Genomic DNA, 3,914 nt, shown 5'->3' on the forward strand with positions numbered 1-3,914 from the left:
CCCGCCCGACCGGCTTGACGGTGACGCCGCCCGGAAGAGCACCCGAGCGGCGAGTCACATCGCAATAGGGCAAACATTGCCTGACGTGGCACTAGCCCGCACCATTCTGTCAACGGACACCCTGGACGAGGCCGACGCATTCAGCCGGGAGATCTGCAGCTACTGGTCGAGCAGCACCTGGTCAGTTCACTCATCACCGGGCCTCAGCCGCGCCGCCTGGTGACGTCCGTCAGCGCGAGCGGTGATGGCGGAGGCGTTGTGGTGAGGCCTTGGGTGGATGGCCTCTACGTCCCGAAGCGACTTGGTCGGCGGCCCCGCCCCGGGCTGGTGCGCCCTCACCTGCGCAGATGGTCCGCGGGCGCCCGTTTGTAAGGCGGCGTTAGCCCACGTTCATCGGTTTTGTCCCGCAGTCGGACACTCCACGCTGACATCATGATGGGTCAGTACGTGAAGGCAAGACCGTGGGTCGCGGCGATCTGACCCGAGGCGTACCCCCCATGGAGATTGAGCGGATTGCCTTCGGCGTTACTCAACTTGAGCGAAACGCGTAGCTGGGTACACCCGCCGAGCTGGGATCTGACGAGGTGGAGGACGTTCGTAGCGGTCTGGTGATGCTTGGCAGTGGAGATGCTCCACTGCGCCACGGGGCCGGTGATCGGTTCACCGCACTTGCTCCCATCGGGATTCTGCGGTTGGGCTTCGATCCAGGTCTCGGCCTGCGTTCCGGTGTAGGCCGTCGAACCGCCCGCGCAGATCGTGGAGCCAGCGACGCAGGTCGTCAAGGCCGCATCCTGCACTACCGTGACGTCGTCACCGCTGCCAGGCGTGTAGGTGTATCCGAGGGTGGTCTGCGTCGCCCCGCGCGCGATCACCACGGCGCTGGTCGCGGGCAGCGTCCAACGCGCTGTCGACGCATACGTGCCCCGAGTCAGTTCCGCACCGGCCGGCACCTTCATCGTCACACGGCGCCCACCCTGGATGATCGTGGAATAACTGGTCACAGAAAGAAGGCACTTGTATGACCCCGCACCGGGCGCGGTGAACACCCAGCGCAGTGCGGGGGACACGGACCTCTCTCCGGGCGGCACCAGGTTGGCCGCCCAGTACGCCCCGGCCTCGGAGTCGGCAGGGAGCGCTGTGCCGTCGGAATGGCCGCACCGTACCGCCACGGTGGATCCGATGTTGTCCCCGCTGCCCAGGGCCGTCACGTTCGCCACCGAGAGATTTCGCGACCATAGATAGGACTTCTCACCCGCCGCAGCGGTGAACGTCACATCGGTCCCCGGTATGTCCCGGTACGCGGCCGCTGTGCGTGTCACCTCGTACTCGAAAGTCGGTGAGACCGCCGAAGCCGGCGACGCGAGCGCGAGTGGCCCCCCGCCGAACAGTACGAGCGATGCGGCCACCACCGAACAGACGCGCTTCAGCACCCTGATGTCCCCGGGGTAGTAGGTCGGGCCGGTCCCCTGTCGGAGCAGCCGATTACGCGATCGTGGGCCTGTTCGTAGCGGGCGGGGGCGCCAGATGCTCGTGGCCTACCGAACAGGTCCGGGCCGACTGCGCCGGAAATGCCAAAGGTTGCACGGCGGCGTGCCCACGACGTCGAGCGAGATTCGTCCCGGCGGGCCGGCCGCAGACAGGCCCGCCGTCTCCCTTTCCGGCCGACCTTTTACGACTGAGGCCACGTTCCGCCAGGCCCGAGTGGGTGGCCAATCCCCTGCTGTCACGGACCGATATCAGGATCAGATGCCGGGCCAGTAGGGGCTTCGGCCACCGGTGCACACGACCACTGCGTCGTTGAAATTGCCACCTGTGTTACTGCTGAATCCGCCAGCGCTGATGGCGCCGTCGCTTATCCAGCTCTGGTCAAGGCTGCGAGTGTGCCAAAGCACTGCCTTGACCGAGAGGTTGTTGTCATAGGACATAATGTGTCGGTCGCCGATGAGCTGGAACGTCGAGAGCGCGAAACATACGCTGGTCTGCACCGTCCGCATCTTCATGTCATTGAAACCGGTGGATGAGTACAAGCACAGGTTGTCCGCCGGACAGGTCTGGGCAGCCGAAGCCGGAGTCGCCGTGGTAATGGCTCCCCCTGTCGCCAGCGCTACGGCAGCCAGCAGAGCAGCAGTGTTTTTCCGCAACATCCCCATGCAGAATCTCCCCCTTAATGATCACGATAAGACTGGTGAACGCTAACATTCGATCAAGCGGTCGACCAGCGTGTTTTCGGCCTGCTGGTTCGCCGTTCGATGTCCTTCCGGCGTCTCTAGCTAGGGCCGTGGAAGGGCGCTCAGCGTTGACCAACGTCGACAGCTACCGACAGCTCAGCAGCAGGTCAGGGCGTTGATCGATAAGGCGGCCGGTAGGTCACGGCCGCCCGTGATCAGTTGTGGCTGTACTGGGCGAGCGGCATTCAGCGATCAGCCAGCCACCAGCAAGAAGCAACTTGGCTGAGGCCGGTGGGGGTGCAGCGAGCCATCCGGGCGCCTAATCGGTTGGCGCACGCGCCGTCGTGGCTGGCTTTCGTCGGCTGCGGCGCAGACGAACCGTGCACAGGACCGCTCAGCAGATGTCAGCCCACCCGGCCTGGCCCCCTCCACAACGGGCCGGTGCTACGGGTCTACAGTGCGCCGGCCGACTCAGACGGATTGGTTGCAAGCAAGAGTCAGACCGCCTCAGCCGGGGCTACCCGATCCTTGCGGGACCCGGTGCGAAAAGACTGACAGTCGTAACTGTCCCCGACCGAAGCCATGGATGCTGCACCTCCCGCTCGCAGCAGTCGAGTTGTGAGCTTCACGGATGTGTATTGACAGCCGTGAACCGCGTGGTGAATCAGCTTGCCCGGTTCGGCTTCCCGGCTCGCGAGCGCGTACTCGAGGGTGGTCAGGACCAGGTCTGCGTCCGCGCGGGCGGAGGTTTCCCAGGCGACCACCCGGCGGGAGAACGCGTCCCGGATCGCCGAGAGCCACAAGGGCCCCTCACCGGTGGTGATCATGGTGAGGTCGGCGACCCACAGCCGGTTCGGCGCCGGTGCGGTGAAGTCCCGCGCGACCAGATCCGGGGCGAGTGTGGCCTTGGGATCGCGACGCGTGAAGCCGCTTCGGCGTTGGCTGATGCCCGCGATGTCGGCCTCGCGCATCAGGCGCTCGACCCGTTTACGGCCCACGTGGACGCCCTCGCGCTTGAGCACGGCATGCACGCATCCCGCCCGAGCCGGCATGGATCTCCTTGATCTGCTCGGTGAGTTCCACGTCCCGGCGCCGGCGTTCGCACGGCTCGCGCTCGGCACGACGCCGACGGTAGTACGTCGAAGAGGCCATGGAAAGTTCCCGGAGTACGCACTCGACCCCCAGGTGCGGGTGCTCGTCGACGAGCGCCGTCACCTGGGCCGGGTCGGGTCGAGCTGCGCCGCAAAAACGCCGAAGCCGTCCGCAGGACCTCGTTCCCCCGCTTGGGCTGGACGTTCTCCTCGCGCAGCGCGGCGAGCTCCGCTCGCTCGTCGGTGGTGAGCCGGTCATCCCGCTCGCCGGCGTCCGCCTCGGCCTGCCGGATCCAGCCGCGCAGGGCCTCCGGATGCACGCCGAGATCGACAGCAAGTTTCTTGATCTGCGGCTTCGTCTCGGAGGTGCGTTACATCCGTACCGCACGCTCACGCAACTCCAGCGAGTACTTTCTGGGAGCGGCCATGGTCGAAGTTTCTCTCATGAGTCCCATCTGACTCTCTGTCAACACACTCCGCATCCCGGGGGTGCCTCTGTGTCTTGTCAAGGTGTGGCGGCGGGAGATTGGGCTCGTCGTTCGTCGGCGAGCATGACCTTCCAGACATGATCGGCCAGGCGACGCTTCAGGCAGCGCTTGGCCTCCTTGCTGGTCTTCCCTTCGGAGACTTTCCGCTGGTAGTAGGCGTGTCCGGG

General features: G+C 65.7%; 3 protein-coding genes and 1 pseudogene. All 4 read right to left on the reverse strand.

All coding sequences use genetic code 11. From position 1 onward, the window contains the following. Positions 1-440: 440 nt before the first annotated feature. Entirely contained in the window at positions 441-1,430 is a 990-nt protein-coding gene (locus tag ABZV34_RS37490; RefSeq protein ID WP_356287176.1) for a hypothetical protein, read from the reverse strand. Between the two features lie 312 nt (positions 1,431-1,742). After that, positions 1,743-2,150, reverse strand: a complete 408-nt coding sequence (locus ABZV34_RS37495; RefSeq protein ID WP_356287179.1) for a hypothetical protein — start codon at positions 2,148-2,150, stop codon at positions 1,743-1,745. Between the two features lie 515 nt (positions 2,151-2,665). Further along, the gene (locus tag ABZV34_RS37500) at positions 2,666-3,190 is read right to left on the reverse strand and encodes a DDE-type integrase/transposase/recombinase (protein WP_356287182.1); all 525 of its coding nucleotides are present in this window, start codon (positions 3,188-3,190) and stop codon (positions 2,666-2,668) included. Then, positions 3,139-3,612: pseudogene (locus ABZV34_RS37505) on the reverse strand (transposase); the annotation flags it as partial. The pseudogene ABZV34_RS37505 and the gene ABZV34_RS37500, both read right to left, overlap by 52 nt. Between the last annotated feature and the right edge of the window lie 302 nt (positions 3,613-3,914).

Source organism: Streptomyces sp. NPDC005195 (genome assembly GCF_040608315.1).
Taxonomy (GTDB): Bacteria; Actinomycetota; Actinomycetes; order Streptomycetales; family Streptomycetaceae; genus Streptomyces; species Streptomyces kaempferi.